Origin of the sequence: Streptomyces sp. Je 1-369, from assembly GCF_026810505.1 — a bacterium.
GTDB lineage: Bacteria > Actinomycetota > Actinomycetes > Streptomycetales > Streptomycetaceae > Streptomyces.
This window is the reverse complement of sequence record NZ_CP101750.1, coordinates 5,147,619-5,169,723: the sequence shown is the minus strand read 5'-3', so window position 1 is coordinate 5,169,723 and position 22,105 is coordinate 5,147,619. Positions and strand designations below refer to the sequence as shown.

Sequence of the window (22,105 nt, the reverse complement as noted above, 5' to 3'; positions counted from 1 at the left end):
TACGCCTTAAGTGCCAGGGTTACGCCTTCGGTGCCACCTTGCTCAGGCCGTTGATGATGCGGTCCATCGCGTCGCCGCCCATCGGGTCCGTCAGGTTCGCCAGCATCTTCAGCGTGAACCTCATCAGGACCGGGTGGGTCAGGCCGCGCTGGGTCGCGATCTTCATGACCTTCGGGTTGCCGATGAGCTTCACGAAGGCGCGGCCCAGCGTGTAGTAGCCGCCGTAGACCTCCTTGAGCGTCTTCGGGTAGTTCTGCAGCGCCAGTTCCCGCTGGGCGGGGGTGGCACGCGCGTGTGCCTGCGCGATGACGTCCGCCGCGATCTGGCCGGACTCCATGGCGTACGCGATGCCCTCGCCGTTGAAGGGGTTCACCAGGCCGCCCGCGTCGCCGACGAGCAGCAGGCCCTTCGTGTAGTGCGGCTGACGGTTGAAGGCCATCGGCAGGGCGGCGCCGCGGATCGGCGTCGTCATGTTCTCCGGGGTGTAGCCCCAGTCCTCCGGCATCGAGGCGCACCACGCCTTGAGCACCTCGCGCCAGTCGAGCTCGCGGAACGACTTGGAGGAGTTGAGGATGCCGAGGCCGACGTTGGACGTGCCGTCGCCCATGCCGAAGACCCAGCCGTAGCCGGGCAGGAGACGGTCCTCGCCGGGGCCGCGGCGGTCCCACAGTTCCAGCCAGGACTCCAGGTAGTCGTCGTCGTGGCGGGGCGAGGTGAAGTACGTACGGACCGCGACGCCCATCGGGCGGTCCTCGCGGCGGTGCAGGCCCATGGCGAGCGAGATCCGCGAGGAGTTGCCGTCGGCCGCGACGACGAGCGGGGCGTGGAAGGTGACCGGGGTCTTCTCCTCGCCCATCTTGGCGTGCACGCCGGTGATGCGGCCGGTGCGGTCGTCGATGACGGGCTCGCCGACGTTGCACCGCTCGTACAGGCGTGCGCCCGCCTTCTGTGCCTGGCGCGCGAGCTGCTCGTCGAAGTCGTCACGCTTCCGTACGAGTCCGTAGTCCGGGTAAGAGGCGAGTTCCGGCCAGTCCAACTGGAGCCGTACGCCGCCGCCGATGATGCGCAGGCCCTTGTTCCGCAGCCAGCCCGCCTCTTCGGAGATGTCGATTCCCATGGACACCAGCTGCTTGGTGGCGCGGGGCGTGAGCCCGTCACCGCAGACCTTTTCCCGCGGAAACGCGGTCTTCTCAAGGAGGAGTACGTCGAGACCGGCCTTCGCCAGGTAGTACGCCGTCGTCGAACCGGCGGGGCCGGCGCCGACGACAATTACGTCCGCGGTGTGTTCGGAGAGGGGCTCGGTCACGGCGGGTTCTCCCCAAGGCTCGAAATCTGTGTGCCGACCGGCACGGGATATGGGCAGTCTATGAGGCGGTACTGATCAGCCAGCCGAAGGGCCACACGTGACCGAGCAGACCGCTACCCTGCCCGCGCCGCTCCTCCCCGCCGTGGAGCTGCGCGTCCCCACCCACGAGGACGCCTTTGCCTGGCACCGGCTCTTCGACGACCCCGAGGTCATGGAGTTCTTCGGCGGGTCATCGGCGGAGCTCTCCATGTACGAGGAGCTGACCGCCCGCCAGCGCAGACACGACGCCGAACTGGGCTACTGCCTGTGGACCATGCTCGACGCGGCCGGCGAGCCGATCGGCTTCACCGGCGCCCAGCCCTGGCCCAGGAGCTGGGGCCCGGTGGGCGAGATCGAGATCGGCTGGCGGCTGGGCCGCGCGGCCTGGGGAAAGGGGTACGCGAGCGCGGCGGCGGAGGCGACGGTCGAGCGGCTGCGGGCGGTGGGGGTGCCGAGCGTCGTGGCGATGATCGCCTCCGAGAACGCGCGGTCCGTCGCGGTGGCGCGGCGGCTCGGCATGGAGCTCGGCGAGTCGTACACCACGCCCCCGCGGGTGCCTGGTGACGAGTCGTCGCGGCAGACTTCGCATTGCTTTCGGCTGGTGCTTTAGGGCTGGAGCTTTAGGGCTGGTGCAGGCTCGCCCTCTAGCGAGCCTGCAGCAAGCTTGGAGCCCGGCGGTCAGTCCGTGAGGCGCCACGTGTCGAGTGCGGCCGTGTGCGTCTTCGCGCCCTCGCCCGCGGGCCAGAAGTCCTCGCGCCAGGAGAGCTGGATCGCGTACTCCGTGCCGTTCTCCGCGACGTAACTCTGGTTGAGGGCGTGGATCGTGCGGCCGCCCTCGTCGGTGTACGTGTACTCCCAGAGCGCCCCGTCCCGCCCCTGGAAGGTGTTCTCCTCCATCCGGACGCGGTCGTAGTCCGACTTGTCCGGCGCGGTCTTGGTGTGCTTTTCGATGTTCCTGAAATTGTCGTACGAGGTGTAGGGGGCATCGGCGACGACGCCGACGAGGAACTCCTCACGTCCCGTCGACCCGGCATAGGTGATCTGTCCGGGGCGCTCGGGGTTGACGGGCTGGCGGGTCCACCCTTCGGGCACGGCGAAGGAGAAGCCCTCGGGGTCCGTGACGCGGTCGGTGCCCTCGGGGTCCGGGTTGGGTGAGGCTGAGGGGGTCGGGTCGACGGTGGGGTCGGCGGTGGGATTGTCGGTCGGGCCGTTGACCGGGTCGCCGGACGGGTCCTCGGAGCGGCTGGCCGGGGGCTTGTTGTCCTTGCCCGCGTTGCCCGCCTTGTCGTCCCCCGTGTCCCGCCACAGCAGTGCGCCCGCGGTCGCGCCGCCTCCGACGACCAGGGCCACGGCGATGGTGACCACCCAGGTCGTGGCTCGGTTGCGGGGTTTGGTGGGGAGGGGGTGGAGGGGCTGGTGGGGTTGGTGGGATTGGGGGTTCAGGTGGGTGGGGTGCGTGGGGGGTGGGCTGTAGGTGGCGGCCGTTTGGGTGGGGGCCGTCGGGGTCGCGGGCGTCGGCGCTGGGCTGCTCGTCGGGGGCGGGGGTGTCTGGGTGGGAGGCGTCTGGGGCGTCTCCGTCGGAGGGGTCTGGGGTGTCGCGGGGAGTGGGGCGTACGCGGGCGGCGTGGGGGGTGTGGCGTGTCCGCCCGTCATCTGGAGGAGGTACGGCGCCAGCAGTACCGCCGGGATGGTCCACAGCAGGCCGAACAGGAGGACCTCCGGCACGCTCAGGCCCGTCTCCACGCTGCCGCCGCCACCGCTGCTCGACCCGCCGAATCCCGAACCGCCGTCGAACGCCTGCCCGGACACCTCGACGCCGATGCCGCTGAACCCGGCGAGCAGCAGGACGGAGCCGAAGAAGACGCCCGCGGCGAGGAGCTGCTCTCCGCGGCCCACGCAGCGCCGCGCGGCGAGCACGCCGATCGTCAGCGCGCAGACGAGACCGAGTGCCAACGCGCCCACGATCGCCCAGTCGTTGGTGACGTCACCGAGTTCGGAGAGCCCGAACGACCCGCTCTCGCGCCCGCTCCCGTACATGGAGCTGCTGCCGTGCACCGAGGCCTCCGCGCCCGCTCCCCAGCCGATGCCGAGTGCCGTCACCGCGAGGTTCGGCAGGATCAGCAGCGCGACCAGGAGCGGTGAGACACCGGAGTCGTCGAGGTCCGTGATCTCGGACAGGTCGTCCACCTGGGCGAGGCTGATGAAGGCGACGACCGAGCAGAGTACGAGTACGACGACCAGCGCCCGCAGAGCCGTGCCCGTCGCCCGGATGAGGGACTGTGCTCCCGGCCGTGCGGTCACCCTCGCCCAGACCGACGTGTCCACGCGGAGCAACACCGCGCTGGAGACGGCGAGTCCGAGCAGGAGCGCGCCCAGCGCGGCGAGCACCGGGGACGACGACAGCTCCACGCCCTCGATCTCGGGCTGCGCGAAGAGTGCGAGTCCGAGCACGCCGACGGTCACCAACAGCGCGACGCGCACGGCGGCTTCGAGCCCTGCGGTGGTGCTGTGCCGGGTCGCGCCCCGGGCGATGACGCGGGTCCGGAGCACGCGTACGCCGATGTAGAGCGCCACGAGCCACAGTGCGGTCATCGTGAGCGGGACCAGGTGCAGGGAGGCGGTGCCTTCCACGGCCGTCGCCGTGGAGTCCGAACCCGTGCCGAGGCCTCCGGTGCCGAGGCCTCCCGTGTCCAGGCCTCCCGTGTCCAGGCCCAGGCCGTCGCTTCCGGACCCCGAACCGTAGTCCGGGCGCTCCTCGCGGCCCGAGAACTCGAAGCCTCCGCCGACCGACTGGAGCAGGAGTGCGAGGGCGATGCGGAGCCGGTCGGTGAAGCCGAAGACGGCGTCGTCGTCCTGGCCGTACGCCGGTGTCGCGAGCGCGGCGGCGCCGACCAGCAGTAGGACGACGGGCCAGAGCGCGGCCTGTATGGAGCCGGCCCAGTCGCCGCGGAAGGTGCGGGCGAAGAAGGTGGCGAAGGGGGGGGGGGGGGGGTGGGGGGGGGGGTGTGCGTGGGGGGGGTGGGGGGGGTGGGTGGGGGGGGTGTTTGGGGTGCGGGAGGTGTTCTCTCTGGCTGTGGGGCCGCCTCTTCCGGGTTCGGAGTTTCCTCCGTCGTCGGCTCAGGAAGGCGTTCGCGGCCGCACTTCATGCAGAAGCGGGCCTCATCGGGGGTGGGCGCCCCGCAGTGTGGGCAGTACGACGCCATCAAGACGCTCCGTGGGCTCAGGAGTTCGGCAAGGAATGCGGACCGGCCCGTAAGCGCCGCATAAGTAAACGGCAGGGTCGTATCAACGGACACATCTTGCCTGGTGGCCGGTTCCCTCGGGTCCGCGGAATCCGAGTCTCAACTGGAGCGTTACGAATCAGCTCTGTTTGAAGCCGCGGTGCAGCGCCACGACGCCGCCCGTCAGGTTGCGCCACGCCACCTTCGACCAGCCCGCGTCCTGCAACAGCGCGGCCAGCGACGGCTGGTCGGGCCAGGAGCGGATCGACTCCGCGAGGTAGACGTACGCGTCCGGGTTCGAGGAGACCGCGCGGGCGACCGGGGGCAGCGCGCGCATCAGGTACTCCTCGTAGACCGTGCGGAACGGGGTCCACGTCGCGTGCGAGAACTCGCAGATCACTACCCGGCCGCCGGGCTTCGTCACGCGGTACAGCTCGCGGAGAGCGGCGCTCGTGTCCTGGATGTTGCGCAGGCCGAAGGAGATCGTGACGGCGTCGAAGGTGTCGTCCTTGAACGGCAGCTTCGTGCCGTCGCCCGCGGTGAACGGCATCCACGGGTGGCGCCGCTTGCCGACGCGCAGCATGCCGAGGGAGAAGTCGCAGGGGACGACGTAGGCGCCGGCCTGGGCGAAGGGCTGGGAGGAGGTGGCCGTGCCGGCGGCGAGGTCGAGGACCTTTTGGGCGGGGCGGGCGTCGACTGCGTTTGCGACTGCCTTGCGCCAGAGGCGGGCCTGGCCGAGGGAGAGCACGTCGTTGGTGAGGTCGTAGCGTTCTGCGACGTCGTCGAACATGGTGGCGACGTCGTGCGGCTGCTTTTCCAAGGTGGCTCGGGTCACCCGGCCCATTGTGTCAGGCCGGTCTTCTGCCTTGGCGGCGGCCTCTTTCGCCTGCGGCGGGCTCTCTCGCCTGCGGCGGGCTCTCTCGCCTGCGGCGGGCCTCCTCGCGGGTGCGGCTGCCCTGTGCGGGGGCTTTCGCGGGTGCGGGCTCGTCGTGGTTGCTCGCGCAGTTCCCCGCGCCCCTAAAAACGTCCGCCCCCCGCGCCTGGAAACGTCCGTCCCCCCGCGCCCGGCAAGAGCCGCCTTCGCGGCTGCCCCATGCGGCGCAATCGCGAGTGCGGGCTCGCCGTGGTTGCTCGCGCAGTTCCCCGCGCCCCTAAAAACGTCCGCCCCCCTGCGACTTGAGGCACCGCCGCACCGAAGGATCACCGCACCCATATCGGCTCAGCGCGACCTGTACACCAACCGGCCCTCCACCACCGTCGCCACGCACGTGCCCGCGCCCCGCCTCACCAGGTCTCGGCGGTCTCGTACGTCGAAGACCGCGAAGCGGGCCGGGGAGGCCTCGGCGAGGGGTGGGAGGAGGATCAGGGGGGTTGGGGAGAGGGATGGGGGGCCCGGGAGGGTTGGGGGGCGGTGGGCCTGGGCCAGGGATGCTCTGCGGACCGCGTCCGCGGCCGGGCGGGTGCGGAGGGCGCCGGCGAGCGCCACCGTGCCGTGTGCCAGGAGGCGCTGGACGCCGCGGCGGGCGCTCGCGCCGAGGCGGGAGGGGTCCGCGGCGAAGATCGCGCGGGCGCGTTCGCCGCCGATGGGGTCGACGCCGAGGGTGTCGGACTCGCGCGGGTCGGGGTGGTACGTCGCCTCGAGGAGTTCGGGGGCGTACGGGTTCAGGAGGCCGGGGGTGAGGATTCCGGGCCAGCGGCGGACTCGGGCCGACGGGTGCGCCGCGGCCAGGTCGTCGTACGGACCGACCGCCGCGACGCTCGCGCCGGATACCAGGACCGCCGTCTCCGGGGAGTGCTCGGCAACGTGCAGGGTCAGCAAGGTGGTTTTCGCCGCGCTCAGTTGGTGGCGAGGAGCTTGAGCTCCGGGTGGGCCGTGCCGCCCTCGATCGCCGTGGAGGAGATGTGCGAGGCGACGCGGTCGTCGACCGGGTCGTTCGCCGGGTCGTCGTGCACGACGAGGTGCTCGTACGTCGTGGCGCGCTGCGCCGGGACGCGGTCCGCCGTGCGGATCATCTCGATCATCTCGCGGAGGTTGTTGCGGTGCTTGGCACCGGCCGAGGAGACCACGTTCTCCTCCAGCATGACCGAGCCCAGGTCGTCCGCTCCGTAGTGGAGCGTGAGCTGGCCCGCCTCCTTGCCCGTCGTCAGCCAGGAGCCCTGGATGTGCGCGACGTTGTCGAGGAAGATCCGGGCGATCGCGATCATGCGGATGTACTCGAAGATCGTCGCCTGGGTGCGGCCCTTGAGGTGGTTGTTCTCGGGCTGGTACGTGTACGGGATGAAGGCCCGGAAGCCGCCCGTGCGGTCCTGCACGTCGCGGATCATCCGGAGGTGCTCGATGCGCTCGGCGTTCGTCTCGCCCGTGCCCATGAGCATCGTGGACGTGGACTCCACGCCCAGGTTGTGGGAGATCTCCATGATCTCCAGCCAGCGCTCCCCGGACTCCTTGAGGGGCGCGATGGCCTTGCGGGGACGGGCCGGGAGCAGCTCGGCGCCCGCGCCCGCGAACGAGTCGAGGCCCGCCGCGTTGATGCGCTGGATGGCCTCCTCCACGGAGACCTTCGAGATACGGGCCATGTGCTCGACCTCGGACGCGCCGAGGGAGTGGATGACCAGCTGCGGGAAGTCCTTCTTGATCGCCGCGAAGTGCTTCTCGTAGTACTCGACGCCGTAGTCCGGGTGGTGTCCGCCCTGGAACATGATCTGGGTGCCGCCCAGCTCGACGGTCTCCGCGCAGCGGCGCAGGATGTCGTCGAGGTCGCGGCTCCAGCCCTTCTTCGTGTCCTTCGGAGCGGCGTAGAAGGCGCAGAACTTGCAGGCCGTCACGCAGACGTTCGTGTAGTTGATGTTGCGCTCGATGATGTACGTCGCGATGTGCTCCGTACCGGCGTACCGACGGCGGCGCACGGCGTCGGCGGCGGCGCCGAGGGCGTGCAGCGGGGCGTCGCGGTAGAGGACGAGCGCCTCTTCCGCGGTGATCCGCCCACCTGCGGCGGCGCGGTCGAGGACGGACTGAAGGTCGGCCTTCTCGGTCACCGGGGCGTCCCTTTCGTAAGTTTCGTAAGGGTTGTGGACGGACCAAGCCAGCGTACGCCAGCGGTGTGGAACGCCCGACGTCAGGCGGTGCAGCCCCCCAGCAGCAGGCCCACGAAGGCGCCGCCGATCAGGAACGGGCCGAAGGGGATCGCCGTCTTGCGGCTCGCGCGGCGGGTGACGACCAGGGCCGTTCCGTACAGCGACGCCAGCAGGAAGCCCGCGAAGGTGCCGATCAGGAGGACGCCCCAGCCGTACCAGCCGAGTACGGCGCCCAGACTCAGCGCCAGCTTCACGTCGCCGAAGCCCATGCCGTTGGGGTTGATCAGGAAGAGGATGAAGTACGCGGCTGCGAGGGCCAGTGCTCCGTAGAGGGACGCTTTCCAGGAGCCCGCCTGCTCCGGCACCAGCGTCACCAGTCCTAGCAGGGCGAGCGACGCGGCCGCCAGCGGGAGCGTCAGGACGTCCGGCAGGCGGTGCACGGTGAAGTCGACCAGGGCGAGCAGTACGCCCACGGGGGCGAGCAGGAGCCAGACCGCCAGCTCGGGGCGTGTGCCCGTGGTCGCGGCCAGCGCGGCGCAGACCAGGGCGGTGGTGATGGTCGTGGCGGAGGTTCGGGGGCCGTATGCGGGGGCGGCGCGGCCTTCCTGTTCCCCGCACCTCGCCAGTCCCAGCCATGACCGGAGCGGGTGTCCCTCCGGGCACTCCGCGCGCCACGGCTCGCCCGGCGGCACCGACAGGCGGTACGCGGCCCGCGGTACGAAGAGGCCGACGGAGGCGCCCCACAGGGCGCCTCCGATGATGAGTGTCAACAGCAACAGCTACGACTTCCCTCGTGGACCATTCGTGGCCTCAGCCCGCCGCCGTGACGCCGCTGCGCCACGTCGGCAGCAGCTCGTCAAGGAGCGCCTCCGTGCGCGGCGGCAGTCCGCGTGCGCCGCTGCGGGCCATGAGGTCCGCGGCGACCTGCTGGAGGCGGGCCGGGTCCTCCGTGGCGTGCGTGGCGCGGAGCAGCTCGTTCCAGAGGCGTTCGTCGCCGGGCGCCGAGCCCAGCGCCGCGTTGAGCGCCTCGATCGCCTTCTCCGCGCGGTTCTTCTCCAGGTGGAACTCGGAGAGCGCGAGCCCGATGTCGGCGACGAGCAGCGGGAGCTGGGCGTCGATGATCTCGTGTGTCAGCCAGCCGTACCGCCCCTGCGGCCGGTCGGCGAGCAGCGGACCGCGCACCAGGACCAGCGCGTCGGTGAGCATCCGGCCGCGCACCGCGCGGTTGCCGGCGCCGCGCCCCTGCGTCGCCTCGTGGTAGAGCGACCGCAGCACGTCCAGGTCGGAGACCACCGACTTGGCGAGCGTGAGACGGCCGGTGCGGTCGGCGCGCAGCCTCGGCGAGCCGTCGGGCTCGGTGCCGAGCCAGTCGCGCAGCCGGTCGACGAGCGCGTCCCGCACGTCGTCGGTGACGCCGCGCGGCCACAGCGCGGAGGCGAGCACCCGGGGGTGCACTCCCTCGCGGTGCAGGAGCAGCAGGGCCAGCGCCTCGTGCATCAGCGGGCTGCGCTCGCCGTCCGGGGTTTCGAGGCCGATGATCTCGTACGTTCCGACGAGACGTGCGTAGACCGCGGGGCGGCCCTGCTCGGTGACGTCGACGAGGAACGGCGGCGCGGCGCCCGTGGGGCCGTCGCCGGGGCCCGTGGGGCTGCCGGAACCCTCCGGGTCGGCGTCCGTGAACAGCTGGACGACGGCGCGCTGCTGGGCCTCGGGGAGCGCCTGCGCGGCGAGTTCGAGTCCGAGCAGCGGCGCGAGCAGCTTGCCGTCGCGGGTGATCTCCATCTCCCAGGCGGCGCCGGGCAGGTCCCCGGACTCCGCGCCGACGAGGTAGCCGATGCCCAGGCGGCTCGCGTCCGCGGCGAGTTCGGCGAGCCTGACCGCGTCCTCCGCGCTCGGCTCGGCGGCGAGCAGCACCAGGTGCGGGGCCCAGCGGGTGTGCTGGGCGGGGCCGGTGCGGCCGGTGAGCACGGAGTCGTGCCCGGCGGCGCCGAGCGCGCCGCGCCGCTGCCGCGTCTCGGCCTCCATCGTCTCGATGAGGGCCTCGACGTCCTCCAGGTGGCGGAGGCGGTTGGGCGCGAGCGGCGTGAGGTCCTGGCCGAAGCCGACGACGGTGATGGTCATCCGGTCCGACCAGCCGTTGGTGGCGAGTTCGGCGGCGACCGACGCGAAGACGGCGGCGCGGTCGGCCTCGCTGCCGCTCAGCGACACGATGCCGGGCACGGCCTCCAGGTTGAGGAGGAGTCGCGAGTCGTCCAGGGTGCCCAGGCAGACGAGACCGGGGTAGGGCGCGGCCGTGTCCACGTCCTCGTACCGCTCGGCGTCGGCGCGCGAGAGCACCCAGAACGTCTGGTCCTGGCCCAGCTGCCAGGGCGCGGGCGGGCGTCCTGCGGGCGTGGCGAGCTGGAGGTGCAGGTCGCCGTTGGTCAGCCAGGCCGCGTACACGGTCGGCAGGGGGCGGTTCTCCTCGGCGAGCGAGGCGGCGAGGCCGCGCAGCGACCGGTCGAGGAGGCGTACGCCCTCGGGGTCGGCGCCCACGAGCAGCGCGTCCTGCACGTCCGCCGCGGCGCCGGTCGGCGTCGGCGGCTGCATTCCGCCGCGCCCGCCGACGGCGCCCATGGCCGACTGCCACAGGGCGTGGCGGCGCCGGCGGCCGAGCGCGCCGAGCAGTCCCGCGGCGAGGAGGGGCGCGCCGAGGAGCGCCTCAGGCAGCCCGAAGTCGAAGCCTTCGGAGTCGCTGCCGACCGTGGCGGAGGGAGCCTCGGCGGAGGGACTTTCCGCGGAAGGGGTCTCCGGGGCCTGCGGCATGGCGGGCTTCTCCGGTGCGGCGGGGCGCTGCTCGGGGAGGACGATGTGAGCGGTGTCGCGGTCGACGGAGCCGCCGCCCTGCTGCCCACCACCCTCTTGGGCTCCGCCGCCCTGCTGCCCACCACCCTCTTGGGCTCCGCCGCCCTGCCGCTGATCGCCCGTCTTCGAGTAGTCGGAGATCTGCTCCTTGACGTCCTCGGAGACCTTGGGCGCCTCGTCGGGCATCTCGACGAGCTCGCCGCCATGCGCGTCCGCGGGCATCTCCATGATCCAGCCGGGCCGGATGAGGCTGGCCTCGCTCAGCTTCGAACCGTCGGGCTGCTCACGGTCCTTGTTGAGCTGGTAGATCTCCTTGTACCGGCGGCCGTCACCGAGGTGCCGCTCCGCGACCTCCCACAGGGAGTCGTGGTGGCGCCCCTCGGGGGGCTGGATCCGGTAGTACTTCGTGTCCCCGTCCCTGGCGGTGTTGCCGCCGCCCCCGTCGGCGCGCGCGGCGGCCTGGTCGGCCTGCGCGGCCAGCGCGTCGGCCGCGGTCGCCGCGGCCTGCTGCTCCTGCCCGAAGAGGCCGGGGGTCTGCTGGGCGCTCGCGGCGGACGCAGGCTTCTGGTTGCCCTCCAGGGACTGCCCGAACTGCGAGAGTCCCGGCGCGAAGCTGGCCGCGGTGGCGCCGACGAGCAGCACGGCGGCGACGAGCTGCCGCGCGAGCATCTGACTGCCACCGGCACCCGGCACCCGGCCCGGGATGCCGACTCCGGAGAGCGCGGCCTTTATCTCGACGAGTACGCAGGCGGTGAACTGCGCCCAGGCGAACCAGACGACGACGGTCAGTACGTTGATGAACGTACTGACCGTGATCTCCTGCTGCAGCCAGTTCAGCGACGGCGTACCGCCCGGCAGCGGCCACCCCACGAAGACGGCGAGGGCTCCGGGCACGCCGACGAGGAGCACGGCCAGCGCTACGAACGCGAGGAAGGCCTTGACGAAGTCCCCCGCGGTGCGCCTGCGCCGCGGCAACGGCTGCGGCGTCCGGTTCCGCGGGGACCGCGGGTTCGGCGGGCTCGTCGAGCGTGAGGTGGTGCGCGCCATGGCAGGTGTCCTGGTGTCCTGTGGGGAGGAGTGGATGGTCAGAGGGGTCGGGTGAGCCTACTGAGGTGATGTTACGGAAGGGGTCGGACGTCAGACAGGCCCGGACGGTCCCGGGCGCCGGACCGTCGGCCCGCTTCCTCCCGCCGCATCCGATAGGCCCGTTTCCTTCGCGTGCGGGGCGTGCGGTCCGTCGGCGGCGCTGAGCTTGCGGTTGTACGGATCGGGGGTCCCCGTCACAGTTCCGGTACGGATCCTCGCCGCCCTGGATCCTTCGAACCATGCGCCGATACTGGGCACACAAAGGACCAGGCAGGCCTCATGGATGTGGCCGAATCAGGAAAGGGGCTCCGGGGTTGAACGACGGGCTCAAGGGATCCAAGTCGGCCCGTACGGCGGTCAAGGGCGGGGAGCCGGGCGCGTACGGCCGCGTCAGGAGCAGGATCAGAAGCTGCGGTGACGCGGTCGACGTCGCCACCGGGCAGATGTTCCTGGAGGAGACGGACCTCTCGCTGCCCGGCACGCTGCCGCTGGATTTCACCCGCCGGGTCGCCTCGGGCTATCGGTCCGGCGGCTGGTTCGGGCCGATGTGGACGTCCACGATCGACCAGCGCCTCGAAGTCGACGAGGACGGGATCGTGTTCGTCACGGAGGACGGCATGCTCCTCACGTACCCGCACCCGACGGAACGGGACGCGCCGGACGCACCCGCCGCGCTCGTCCTGCCCGAGTCCGGCCCCCGATGGCCCCTGAAACGCCTCGCCGACGGCGGCTACCGCGTCACCGACCCGGTCACCGGCATCGCCCGCCGCTTCGCCGCGCCCCGCGAGGACGACGGCGTGGCCCTGCTGACCATGATCTCGGACCGCAACCGCAACACCGTCGACTTCGACCACGACACGGAGGGCGCCCCGCGCGCGATCCTCCACAGCGGCGGCTACTACGTGATGCTGACCGTCGAGGAGGGGCGCGTCACCGCGCTCGGCGTGGCGGGCGCCGCCGCGGACGGCAGCGGCGACGACCTCGTCGTCAAGCGGTACGGCTACACCGACGGCAACCTCACCGCCGTCACCAACTCCTCCGGCCTGCCGACGCGGTTCACGTACGACGAGCGGCTGCGCCTCACCGCGTGGGAGGACACGAACAACAGTCGCTACACCTACGCCTACGACGACCAGGACCGCTGTGTCGCCCAGCGGGGCATGGCCGGGCACATGGCCCACACCTTCACGTACGACGTGCCCGACCCCGCCCGGCCGGGGTGCCGCGTCACCGAGGTCACCACGGCCGGGGGCGCCACCTCGCGCTTCGCCGTCGACGACCACTGCCTGGTCGTCGCCGAGACCGACCCGCTCGGCGCGACGGTCACGACCACGTACGACGCGCTGCACCACGTCGCCGCCACGACGGACCAGCTCGGGCACACCACGGCGTACGTCAACAACGAACTGGGCCTGCCGACGGAGCTGACGCGGCCCGACGGCGCCGTCATCCGCGTCGCCTACAACGACCTGAACCTCAAGACGGTCGTCGACCTGCCCGACGGCACCACGTGGCAGTACACGTACGACGAGCGCGGCAACTGCACGTCGGTCACCGAGCCGTCCGGCGTGACCGTCCACAACGCCTACACGCCCGCGGGACACCCTCTCTCGGTCACCGACGAGGCCGGCAACACGACCACCGTGCGGTGCGACGGCGCGGGCCTGCCGCTCAAGGTCACGGACCCGCTGGGCGCCGTCACGGTCTGGCAGCGCGACGCGCTGGGGCGCCCCACGGCCCTCACCGATCCCCTCCGTCACACCACGCGCCTCGCGTGGTCGACGGAGGGGCGGCTCATCGGGCGCACGACTCCTGACGGCGCGGCGGAGTCCTGGACGTACGACGGCGAGGGCAACCGCGTCGCCCACACCGACCAGCTGGGCCAGGTCTCGTCGTTCGAGTACACCCACTTCGACCTGCTCGCCGCGCGTGTCGGCGCCGACGGAGCACGCCACCATTTCGACTACGACGCGTCCCTGCGCCTCACCCGCGTGGACAACCCGCAGGGCCTGTCCTGGACGTACCAGCACGATGCCGCGGGCCGCCTGATCGCGGAGACGGACTTCGACGGCCGCACCACGTCCTACGCGTACGACGCCGCGGGCCGCGTCGTGACCCGTACGAACGCGGTCGGAGAGGCGATCTCGTTCACCTACGACGCGCTGGACCGGCTGATCCGCAAGGAGACAACCGAGGCGGTCACCACCTTCGCGTACGACCTGTCCGGCAACCTGGTCGAAGCGGTCGGCCCCGACTGCCGACTCACCCTGCTGCGATCCCCTTCCGGGCGGCTGCTCTCCGAGACGGTCGACGGGCGCGGGCCCCTCACGTACGCGTACGACGATGCGGGCCGTCGTACGGGACGCACGACTCCGACGGGGGCGACCAGCAGCTGGGAGTACGACGCGGCGGGCCGCCGCACCCGGCTCACCGCGCCCGACGGCCGGACCGTGGAATTCGAGCGGGACGCGGCGGGCAGGGAGACGGCCCGGCGCATCGCGGCCGCCGCCCTCCCGCACTCCGCCGACGGCGCATGCGTGACCCTGGAGCGCGCCTACGACGAAGTCGGCCGCCTCACCACTCACACGGTGACGGCACCCGACGGCAGCCCGATCCAGTACCGCGCCTACGCCTATCGCGCCGACGGAGTCCTCACCGCCCTCGACGACCGGCTCTCCGGCGACCGCCACTTCCAACTCGACCCGGTGGGCCGGGTGACGGCCGTGTCCGCCCACGGCTGGACGGAGACGTACGCCTACGACGCCGCGGGCGACCAGACGCACGCCGCCTGGCCCGACAGCCACCCGGGCCACGAGTCCGCGGGCCCCCGGGAGTACAACGGAACACACCTCACGCGCGCCGGCCACACCGGCTACGCGTACGACGCGCTGGGCCGCATGGTCCTGCGCCGGAAACCGGGGCGGCCCCACCCCCCGCAGACGTGGCGCTACACGTGGGACGCGGAGGACCGCCTCGCGTCGGTGACCACCCCGGACGGCACGCGCTGGCGCTACACGTACGACCCACTGGGCCGCCGCCTCTCGAAACAGCGACTCGGGCCCGAGGGCGAACCCGAAACCGTGGTCGAGCGCACCGACTTCACATGGGACGGCACGACGCTCTGCGAACAGACGACGACGGCGCGGGACCTGCCGCGCCCGGTGAGCCTGACCTGGGACTACGAGGCCCACCACCCCATCACGCAAACGGAACGCCTCCTGCCGACGACCGGCGCGCCCTCCCCCGACGCCATCGACTCCCGCTCCTTCACGATCCTCACCGACCTCGCGGGAACGCCGACGGAACTCGTGGACGAAGGCGGCACCGTCGCGTGGCGGGCCCGCAGCACGCTCGGGGGCACGACCGCGTGGCCGTCGAACAGCACGGCGTACACGCCCCTGCGTTTCCCGGGCCAGTACTTCGACCCCGAAACGGGCCTGCACTACGCCGGCTCCCGTTACTACGACCCAGAAACCGCCCGCTACCTCACCTAAGCTGTCCAGGCACCTAAGGGGAGGGGACAACAACCATGGGCGCCAAGGGCAAGAGCGACCTTTCGATCCCGCTCACCGATCTCGAGGACTACGGCAGCAGGCTGCGCTCCATCAAGACCCGCATGAACCGTACGAAGAAGACCTTCGAGTCCTACAAGGACGACATCGGCGACGGCGGCGTCTACGACTCCCTGGACGACTTCGAGTCCAACTGGGAGGACGGCCGCGAGGACATCGGCCAGCAGCTGGACCAGCTCGCCGACCTGTCCGACGCGGTGGTCCGCGAGTTCAAGAAGCTCGAGGACGACCTGACGAAGAAGATCAACGACGCGGTCAAGGAGAAGGAGGGGACGGGGAAGGGGAAGGGTCAGGGGAAGAGCGGCGGAAAGGGCAAGGAGGGCGAGAAGTAGCCCTGCTGAGCCTCAGCCCACCTCGTTCTCCGCCACCGCTCGTCCCCGCACCGTCACGTCCCCGCCGTAGAACATCCCCGTGAACACCGGGCTGTACGTCATCTGGACCTCGACCTCGACCTGTTGCGGGTTGGCCGTCACACAGTGCGTGTTGGCGACGTCCGCGCCCTTGAGGCCCGCCTCCGCCACGTACGCCGCCACCCGCGCGTCGCAGTTCTCGAAGTTGATGGGGGCGCCCTTGACGCCCTCGTATATGCCTTCGAGGTCCAGGTCCTGGGCTGCGTAGCGCGCGGCCTGTTCCGCGATGTCCGCGGCGCGTTCCCGCTTGGAGATGGAGAGGCCGCCGTCGATGACGAACGCGGCGAGCGCGAGGAAGACGATCGCGAAGATGATGACCGCGCCGGCGCCCGAGCCCCGGTCGTCGAGGCGGGTGCGGCGGGACACGAACCAGTCGCGTACGGCGACGGTGGCGGCAGTGGCGGTGCGGCGTGTCACGCCTGCCTCCGGTACGGGTCCAGCGGGGAGCTGAAGGTGGCCTCCAGCGTCGTCGGGATGTCCAGGCCGAGCATGGCGAGTCCCCTGACCTCGCAGCTGACCTCCACCGTGAAGAACGGGTCGACGGTTTCGTCGAAGCCCTCGCTCTTCTGGACCACCGAGACCGGGCCCGAGCAGACGTCCGCCAGGTCGGCCCGTGCCGCCGCGCGTGCTTCCGCGAGCGCCGTGCCGTGTTCCTTCTGGATCGAGCCCGCGCGTGCGGCGTCGCGCGCCGCGCCGTCGATGGCTCCGCGGCCGTCGACGAGCTGGCCGAAGGCGACGAGGACCAGGATGAGGAGGATCATCACCGGGGCCAGGATCACCACTTCGACCGTGGAGAGGCCACGGTCGTCGCGCAGGCGAAGGCGTACGTTCCGCATCAGCCGTTGTCCTCCACGAAACGCTCGACGGGGCCCGCCGACCGCGCGTGCACGTCCAGGTCCAGGCCCGGGAAGACCGTGGGGACCCGTGCCGTGATCTCCACGCCGACCGTGTTCTGCTCCGGCTGGATCGTCTTCACGTCCGGGCCGAGCACGAGCTTCGGTCCGAGCTGGCGGATGTACGCGTCGGCCACGTCACGTGCCTCGCCCCGCCAGCCGCCCGCGTTCTCGTCGGCCGTGGCGCGGGCCTTGCGCGCGCCCGCCTGCGCCGCCGCCTGGGCGACGTGGTCCGCGAAGAAGTACAGGGCGAACTGCACCGTCGCGAAGATCATGAAGAACAGCACCGGGGTGAGCAGCACGAACTCGATCGCGGTCATGCCGGATTCGCCGCGGGTGGAGGCGGCCTCCACCCTGCGGCGTACGAATCCCCGTATCCCCCGCGATCTCCGCACTCGAACCCCGTCGTCTCTCACGATGCCGCGAACAGTGAACCGTCCGACGGTCAGCAGGTGCTGCCCGCGTCCGCGCCCTTGATGCAGTCGCTGACCTTGTCCGCGCCGCCCTTCAGCGCCGCGTTGATCACCGCGGCCACCACGCCGACGATCGCCACGACGACCGCCGAGATGATGACCCACTCGACCGCGGACGCGCCGCGGTCGAGCTCGCCGGAGCGGGCTCGCTCCACGCGGCCCTTCAGGAAGGCCACGAGGAAGTCGACAGCCGGGTGACTGAAGTTCCGTCCGTTCATGATGAGTAGTCCTCTCAGAGTTGGTGGGGGGAAGAAGCGCCGACCCCCGTTGTCGTCGGCGCCACCTGGTCCTGGCGCACGCGCATCAGATCCGGCACACGCGCATCAGACCTGGAACACGCGCATCGCCGCCGGGAAGATGAGGAAGACCAGGAAGCCCGCGCACAGCAGCAGCTGCGCGACCAGCATCGACTGGGATTTCTCGCCCGCACTGCCCTCGATCTCGGCCAGTTCGCGGTGTCGCATCGTCTCCGCGCGGGAGGCGAGGGACTCGCGCACCTTCGCGCCGTCGTCCGCCACCAGCGCCAGGGACGCCGACAGGTCCTTCAGCTCCTCCACGCCCAGTTCCTCACCGAGCGAGCCGAGTGCCTGCCACTGGCTGACGCCGGTGATGCGGGCGTCGGCCAGAGCGCTTCGGATACGTTGCGTCGCCCATCCGTCGGAGACCTCCGCCGCCGCCATGAGCGCCTCGGGGAGACCGCGGCCGCCCGCGAGGCTCATCGACACCAGGTCGAGATAGGCGCCGATGACGCGGCGCAGGTCGCGCCGCTTGTCCGCCGCGTCCCTGCGTACTTCCAGGTCGGGCAGGAAGAAGAAGAGCGCGCCGAACATCAGCGCCAGCCACACCGGGATGATCGGGCTGCGGCCGACGCCGAGCGTGTAGATGACGGCGAAGAGGAACGGGCCGAAGAACACGCCGGCCGCGGCGAGCAGCACCTTCGTCGCCAGGAACTTCTCCCAGCTGCGGTCGAGGACCGCCAGGTCGGCGCGGAGCGAGCGCTGCTCCCAGCCCTGCTGGAGGTAGAAGTCGGCGACCCGCTGGCCCACGCGGCCGCGCATCGTGCCGAACCGGCCGGGGTTCTCGGTGTCCGTCGTGGCCCGCTGCGACTCGTACGCCGCGCCGCGCGCCCGCATCGCGTCGATGCGCGCGACGGTCGCGATCGCGCTGCGCTTCGACGGCATCAGGGCGCGTACGAGGACGAAGATGCCGAGGCCGAGGATCGCGCCTATCAGTACCGGCATGGTCAGGCTCATCGTCGTACCCCCTCGGACGGGTTGGTGTGGCCCGGCAGGGTCTGCGGGGCGGCGCCGGGGCCCCGGGGACGTACGAACTGGACGCCCGGCTCGTCCTTGACCAGGAAGCGGTCCGGCGTCTCCACCGTCGACAGCTTCCGCAGCCACCAGAAGCCGAGCGCGAACAGCGCGCAGACCAAGGCGAGGACGAGCTGGCCGACCGGCGTGCCGTACGGCTCGACGAACTCGCGGTTGAAGATGGAGAGGCCGAGCACGAACGCGATGGAGACGGCGACCACGATCTGCACCGAGCGTCGGGTCGAGGCGCGCTGCGCCATGACGCGCTGCCGCATGTCGACCTCCTCGCGCGCCGACTTGGCGAGCGCGCCGAGGACCTGGCGCAGGCCGGGGCCGCGCAGCTTGGCGTTGAGGATCAGGGCCGCGACGATGATGTCCGCCGAGGCGTCGTCGATCTCGTCGGCGAGTATCTGGAGGGCCTCGGGGAGCGGGGTGCGTGCGCGGAGGCGGTCCACGAGCGCGTCCAGGTGGGGGCGGAGCACCGGGGCGGCGGCCCGCGCGGACGCGGGGATCGCCTGTTCCAGGCCGACCGCGCCCGCGATGGTGTCGCGCAGCGACTCCGTCCAGGCGGCGAGGGCCTCGACCCGCTTCATCTGCGCCCGCTCCTCGGCGGCGCCGCCGAACAGCTTGTCCCAGAAGAAGACGAGGATGCCCGCCGCGATGCCCGCGACGGCCCAGCGGGTGAGGAGCAGCACGACCAGGCCCACGCCGATGGCGGCGGAGCCGCGCCGGCCCACGAAGCGGACGAGTTCGCTCGCGCGCTCGCTCGCCCGGTGCTTCTCGTGCGCGGGCTTGGCGGGCAGGCCGCGGATCGCGACGGCGAGCAGCGCGAGGCCGCCGCCCGCGGCGACGCCGCAGCCCAGTGCGTACAGGACGGGCAGCGAGAAGACGCCGCCCATGGAGCCGAGACCGTCGAGTGCGGCCAGTGAGTTCATGTCGTGCTCACCCCCATTGCCCGGCGGGGCGGTAGCCGTACGCGGCCAGCTCGTCCATGCAGGCGATCGGCGCGTGGGCGACGATCCGTCCGTCGGGGGCCTCCGCGAAGACCTCGCTGGACAGGACGCGGCCGTCGACGCCGTTGACCTCGCGGACGGAGGTCACCATGCGCTGGAGCTTGCCGCCGGACTGGTAGTTGTTGCGCCGCTGGATGAAGACGACGAAGTTGACGGCTCCCGCGACGAGCATCTGGCTCGCCTCGATGGGGAGCCTCTCGGAGGCCTGCAGCGCGTACGTCGAGATGCGGTTGAAGACCTCACTGGAGCTGTTGGCGTGGATCGTGGAGAGCGAGCCGTCGTTGCCCTGCGACATCGCGTTGAGCATGGTCACGATCTCGTCGCCGAGCACCTCACCGACGATGACGCGGGAGGGGTTCATGCGCAGGGACCTGCGGACCAGCTCCGCCATCGAGATCTCGCCCTGGCCCTCGGAGTTGGGCAGGCGCTCCTCGAAGGCGACGACGTTGGGGTGCAGGTCAGCGAACTGGTCGAGGCCGAGCTCCAGGGCGCGTTCGACGGTCACGAGGCGCTCGTGCGGCGGGATCTCGTTGGCGAGGGCGCGCAGCAGCGTCGTCTTGCCGGCGTTGGTGGCGCCCGCGATCATGATGTTCTTGCGGGCGCGGACGGCGCAGGCCAGGAAGTGGCCGATCTCCGGCGTGATGGTGCCGTTGCCGACGAGGTCGGACATGAAGACCTTGCCCATGCGGGCGCGGCGGATGGAGAGCGCGGGGCGGCGCGTGACGTCCATGACGGCCGACAGACGCGAGCCGTCGGGCAGCCGCAGGTCGAGCTGCGGGTTCGCGGAGTCGAAGGGGCGGGACGACAGGCCCGAGTACGCGCCGAGCACCTGGATGAGCTCGACGAGCTCTTCATCCGTCTCGGCGACCGGGTCGGCCTTGGCCTCGCGGCCGTCGGCGTACCCGACGAAGACCTGGTCGCAGCCGTTGATGTCGATGTTCTCGACCTCGGGGTCGTCGAGCAGCGGCTGGAGCCGTCCGACGCCGAAGAGCGCGGCGTGCACGGCGGCCGCGTACTGCTCCTCGGTCTCCGCGTCGAGGGGGGTGCGCCCGGCGTTGATCTCCGTGCGCGCGTGCTCCTCGAGGATCTGCGCGATGACGGCGCGGGCGTAGTGCCGCTCGTCCTCGCCCGACATCGGGGTGACGCCGGAGACCTGGTCGAGGCGGCGCTGCTCGGCGATGCGGTCACCGGCGTCCTGCCGGAACCGCTTGACGAGCTGGTGATCGACGGGTGCGCTCATCGGCCCGTCCCGGGCTGCTGCGCGACGGGGTTGGTCCAGGCGGCGCCGTACTGCTGGTACAGGTCGACGGTCACCTTGCGCGCGGAGCGGATCAGCAGCGACTTGTCGAGCCTGCCGCGACGGCGTCCGGCCAGCTGGTCGGCGCCCGCGGGGTCCTCGGCGAGGGTGCCCACGACGCGTGCGCCGGTCTGCGCGGCCATCAGCATGTCGTTGACCTGGTGGACGAGCTTCGCGGAGGCCGAGGGGTCGGCGATCAGGAGTACGCCGATGAGGGGCTGCGCCAGGGACGCGGCGCCGCGCGGGCCGCCGTGCAGCTTGGTGGCGAGGGCCGCGGCGCGGTCGCGGACGCGCGCGATGGCCTCGGGCTCGGTGCGCGAGACGAGCAGCACGAGCGCCGCGTGCGGGAACAGCTCGACGGCCGGGCTGTCGCCGCTGATCCGGCCGCAGTCCGCTATGACGTCGGCGGGCGCGTGCGGGGAGTCGGCGAGCTGCGAGAAGGCGCGGCCGAGGGTGGGCCAGAGCCCGGCGAGACCGGCGGCCTGCTCGGCGATGCCGAGGCCGACGAGTACTTCGAGGCCGCCGCTCAGCGGCTGCGTGTGGTCCCAGAGCTGGTCGGGCACGAGGCCGCGGCGTGCGGTGGCCGCGATGGAGAGCATGCCGGTGTTGGGGTTGAGCGGTCCGCCGTGCGCGGCGGCGCTGCGGTAGACCAGGTCGCCGCCGGCCGGGTCGGTCTCCGCGACCAGCACGCGGCGCGGCCAGACGGCGGCGAGCGCGACGGCCGCGGTGGTGACGCCGGGCGAACCCTTGTCGGCGGCGAGTGCGATGAGCGCCATGTCTCTTGTACTCGCCTCTAGTTGGCGTCGTCGGAGACGCGGGCTACGACGGCCTTGCCCTCGGACGCCGCGCTCGCCAGAGCCGCGACCTCCTCCTGCGGGACGACGAGGGTGATGTTGAGGTTTCCGGTGCTCACGGTGGCGTCGCTCTTGGCCGCGATGCTGTTCACCTTGGCGTCGGCGACCAGGGGCGTGCCGCTGGTGGAGCCGCTGCCGCCGCTGGAGCCCTTGCCGGTGGAGGTGCCGGAGACGACGGGGAAGACGGAGACGGTGTCGCCGCTCTTGAGGTCGGAGGGGTATTGGCCCTCCTTCAGGGAGAGGCCCACAGAAGCCTTCCCGGCCGGCAGTTCGGCCTTGGCACCGAACATCTCGCCGACGGCGACGACGCCACCGGGGATGGTGCTCTTGGCCTTGAGCTTCTTGAGCGCGCCGCGCTGCTCGTACGGGATGTAGTTGATGGAGTCGTCCTTGGCGACCATCACGCCGGTGATGTTCTCGTTCTCGACGACGGACTCACCGGCCTGAATGGGCTTGGTCACCTTCACGACCTCGATCCGGTCGCCCGCGCGCAGCACGAGCACCGTGGCGCCGAGGGCACCGACGAGGATGAGGAGGACGGCCAGCGCGGCGAGGGCCGGTTTGCGCTCGCGAGGCGGCGCGGGAAGGCGCTCACCGACTCCCGGCTGGGCCGGTGCGGCAGAACGGTTGTTGCCCGCCCCCGTACGCTCCTGGATCTTCACGCAACTGCTCCCCGCACACCCAAGAAGATTCGGTCAAATATCGTCATCTG

The 22,105-nt window shown here is 71.5% G+C and carries 20 protein-coding genes; 3 read left to right on the top strand and 17 right to left on the bottom strand.

Features of this window, described 5'->3' with window-relative positions; genetic code table 11:
• Positions 1 to 19: 19 nt before the first annotated feature.
• Complete coding sequence (locus NOO62_RS23575; RefSeq protein WP_268772877.1) at positions 20 to 1,306, bottom strand: geranylgeranyl reductase family protein; 1,287 nt, start codon at positions 1,304 to 1,306, stop codon at positions 20 to 22.
• 97 nt (positions 1,307 to 1,403) lie between these two features.
• On the opposite strand from NOO62_RS23575, the gene NOO62_RS23570 reads away from it, so the two are divergent.
• The gene (locus NOO62_RS23570; RefSeq protein WP_268772876.1) at positions 1,404 to 1,955 is read left to right on the top strand and encodes a GNAT family N-acetyltransferase; all 552 of its coding nucleotides are present in this window, start codon (positions 1,404 to 1,406) and stop codon (positions 1,953 to 1,955) included.
• Between the two features lie 68 nt (positions 1,956 to 2,023).
• On the opposite strand, the gene NOO62_RS23565 is transcribed toward NOO62_RS23570, so the two are convergent.
• From NOO62_RS23565 to NOO62_RS23535, 7 genes are all read right to left on the bottom strand, one after another.
• Positions 2,024 to 3,976, bottom strand: a complete 1,953-nt coding sequence (locus NOO62_RS23565; protein ID WP_268772875.1) for a hypothetical protein — start codon at positions 3,974 to 3,976, stop codon at positions 2,024 to 2,026.
• Positions 3,934 to 4,548 carry a zinc ribbon domain-containing protein gene (locus NOO62_RS23560; RefSeq protein ID WP_268772874.1) on the bottom strand — a complete coding sequence of 205 codons (615 nt, stop codon included), beginning with the start codon at positions 4,546 to 4,548 and terminating at the stop codon, positions 3,934 to 3,936. The genes NOO62_RS23565 and NOO62_RS23560 overlap by 43 nt, the downstream gene beginning before the upstream one ends.
• 157 nt (positions 4,549 to 4,705) lie before the next feature.
• The gene (locus NOO62_RS23555) at positions 4,706 to 5,401 is read right to left on the bottom strand and encodes a demethylmenaquinone methyltransferase (protein ID WP_268772873.1); all 696 of its coding nucleotides are present in this window, start codon (positions 5,399 to 5,401) and stop codon (positions 4,706 to 4,708) included.
• A 384-nt stretch (positions 5,402 to 5,785) separates the two neighbouring features.
• Positions 5,786 to 6,385: an imidazolonepropionase-like domain-containing protein gene (locus NOO62_RS23550; RefSeq protein ID WP_268772872.1), complete on the bottom strand. Its 600-nt coding sequence runs from the start codon at positions 6,383 to 6,385 to the stop codon at positions 5,786 to 5,788.
• Positions 6,386 to 6,402: 17 nt separating this feature from the next.
• Positions 6,403 to 7,602, bottom strand: a complete 1,200-nt coding sequence (mqnC, locus tag NOO62_RS23545) for a cyclic dehypoxanthinyl futalosine synthase (RefSeq protein WP_268772871.1) — start codon at positions 7,600 to 7,602, stop codon at positions 6,403 to 6,405.
• Positions 7,603 to 7,682: 80 nt separating this feature from the next.
• Positions 7,683 to 8,417 carry a prepilin peptidase gene (locus NOO62_RS23540; protein WP_414930870.1) on the bottom strand — a complete coding sequence of 245 codons (735 nt, stop codon included), beginning with the start codon at positions 8,415 to 8,417 and terminating at the stop codon, positions 7,683 to 7,685.
• Between the two features lie 34 nt (positions 8,418 to 8,451).
• On the bottom strand, positions 8,452 to 11,532 hold the full coding sequence (locus NOO62_RS23535) for a BTAD domain-containing putative transcriptional regulator (protein ID WP_268772870.1): 3,081 nt from the start codon (positions 11,530 to 11,532) through the stop codon (positions 8,452 to 8,454).
• A gap of 353 nt (positions 11,533 to 11,885) precedes the next feature.
• On the opposite strand from NOO62_RS23535, the gene NOO62_RS23530 reads away from it, so the two are divergent.
• Together NOO62_RS23530 and NOO62_RS23525 are read left to right on the top strand one after the other, a co-directional pair.
• A complete protein-coding gene (locus tag NOO62_RS23530) occupies positions 11,886 to 15,065 on the top strand; it encodes a DUF6531 domain-containing protein (RefSeq protein ID WP_268772869.1) in 3,180 nt (1,059 codons plus the stop codon).
• 35 nt (positions 15,066 to 15,100) lie between these two features.
• On the top strand, positions 15,101 to 15,475 hold the full coding sequence (locus NOO62_RS23525) for a hypothetical protein (RefSeq protein WP_268772868.1): 375 nt from the start codon (positions 15,101 to 15,103) through the stop codon (positions 15,473 to 15,475).
• A gap of 12 nt (positions 15,476 to 15,487) precedes the next feature.
• On the opposite strand, the gene NOO62_RS23520 is transcribed toward NOO62_RS23525, so the two are convergent.
• From NOO62_RS23520 to NOO62_RS23480, 9 genes are all read right to left on the bottom strand, one after another.
• Positions 15,488 to 15,970 (bottom strand): TadE/TadG family type IV pilus assembly protein, encoded by a 483-nt coding sequence (locus NOO62_RS23520; protein ID WP_414930869.1) that lies wholly within the window; start codon positions 15,968 to 15,970, stop codon positions 15,488 to 15,490.
• Positions 15,967 to 16,389 (bottom strand): TadE/TadG family type IV pilus assembly protein, encoded by a 423-nt coding sequence (locus tag NOO62_RS23515; RefSeq protein ID WP_268772867.1) that lies wholly within the window; start codon positions 16,387 to 16,389, stop codon positions 15,967 to 15,969. The genes NOO62_RS23520 and NOO62_RS23515 overlap by 4 nt, the downstream gene beginning before the upstream one ends.
• On the bottom strand, positions 16,389 to 16,766 hold the full coding sequence (locus tag NOO62_RS23510; protein ID WP_223828450.1) for a TadE family protein: 378 nt from the start codon (positions 16,764 to 16,766) through the stop codon (positions 16,389 to 16,391). The genes NOO62_RS23515 and NOO62_RS23510 overlap by 1 nt, the downstream gene beginning before the upstream one ends.
• 125 nt (positions 16,767 to 16,891) lie before the next feature.
• Entirely contained in the window at positions 16,892 to 17,137 is a 246-nt protein-coding gene (locus tag NOO62_RS23505; RefSeq protein ID WP_150185664.1) for a hypothetical protein, read from the bottom strand.
• A 105-nt stretch (positions 17,138 to 17,242) separates the two neighbouring features.
• Positions 17,243 to 18,172, bottom strand: coding sequence for a type II secretion system F family protein (locus NOO62_RS23500; RefSeq protein ID WP_268772866.1), 930 nt, complete (start codon positions 18,170 to 18,172; stop codon positions 17,243 to 17,245).
• Positions 18,169 to 19,164 (bottom strand): type II secretion system F family protein, encoded by a 996-nt coding sequence (locus NOO62_RS23495; protein WP_268772865.1) that lies wholly within the window; start codon positions 19,162 to 19,164, stop codon positions 18,169 to 18,171. Before NOO62_RS23495 ends, NOO62_RS23500 begins: the two co-directional genes overlap by 4 nt.
• 7 nt (positions 19,165 to 19,171) lie before the next feature.
• Entirely contained in the window at positions 19,172 to 20,482 is a 1,311-nt protein-coding gene (locus NOO62_RS23490; RefSeq protein WP_268772864.1) for a CpaF family protein, read from the bottom strand.
• Entirely contained in the window at positions 20,479 to 21,315 is an 837-nt protein-coding gene (locus NOO62_RS23485) for a hypothetical protein (protein WP_268772863.1), read from the bottom strand. Before NOO62_RS23485 ends, NOO62_RS23490 begins: the two co-directional genes overlap by 4 nt.
• 17 nt (positions 21,316 to 21,332) lie before the next feature.
• A complete protein-coding gene (locus NOO62_RS23480; RefSeq protein WP_268772862.1) occupies positions 21,333 to 22,055 on the bottom strand; it encodes a hypothetical protein in 723 nt (240 codons plus the stop codon).
• Between the last annotated feature and the right edge of the window lie 50 nt (positions 22,056 to 22,105).